General features: G+C 45.1%; 1 protein-coding gene. It reads left to right on the top strand.

The annotated features are described in order from the left end of the window. On the top strand, nt 1-811 hold an 811-nt coding region (locus AB4558_RS06270; protein ID WP_372074989.1), incomplete at its 5' end, for an IS5 family transposase. Nucleotides 812-832: the final 21 nt, after the last annotated feature.

The raw sequence follows: 832 nt of genomic DNA, 5'->3' as shown, positions 1-832 counted from the left end.
AGATGCATGGCGATGCAAAACTCATCATGGTAAGCGTGGGAGAGGCTTTCAGTACTCTGATACAGCGATTGAAACCGCCTTGATGATTAAGGGCATCTTCTCTCTTCCTTTACGTGCTCTTCAAGGCTTTATCGACTCTATCTTTGAGCTATTAGATGTTCCACTAACGTCCCCTGACTACACCTGTATCAGTAAACGCTCGAAGACAGTTCAGGTCAAATATCGCAATAAATCGAGAGGGGCTATTCGCCATATAGCCATTGATTCTACTGGCCTCAAAGTCTTTGGTGAGGGGGAGTGGAAAGTGAAAAAGCATGGTACAGAAAAACGTAGGACATGGCGCAAACTGCACTTAGCTGTGGATGTGGATACTCACGAAGCGATTAGTGCGGAAGTCAGTCTTGTAAATGTAGGCGATAGTGAAGTGTTACCGACGTTACTCAACCCACTACGTAGAAAGGTCGCTGCCGTATCCGCCGATGGAGCATATGACACAAAAAATTGCCACGAGACTCTGAAAAATAAAGGCTGTACTCCGTTAATACCGCCTCGAAAGAATGCAGCTCTTTGGGAAGACGGTCATCCCAGAAACAAAGCGGTAATGGCTCTGAGAGATGGAACAATATCGGAATGGAAAACAGAGTCTGGTTATCACTATCGTTCAATATCTGAGACTGCTATGTCCCGATATAAAGGACTAACAAGCGATAAATTGAGCTTGAGATGTTACAACGCTCAAGTGGGCGAAATCATGGCGAATGTCAAAGCGATTAACAAAGTCATAGGACTAGGTATGCCCGTTAGAAGCTAACGGCTAGCTACATATGGTGTC

This window comes from Vibrio sp. 10N.222.51.C5 (assembly GCF_041474575.1).
In the GTDB taxonomy this organism is placed as follows: Bacteria; Pseudomonadota; Gammaproteobacteria; order Enterobacterales; family Vibrionaceae; genus Vibrio; species Vibrio crassostreae_C.
Note: the sequence above shows the minus strand (reverse complement) of the source record. Positions and strands in the feature narration are given on the sequence as shown.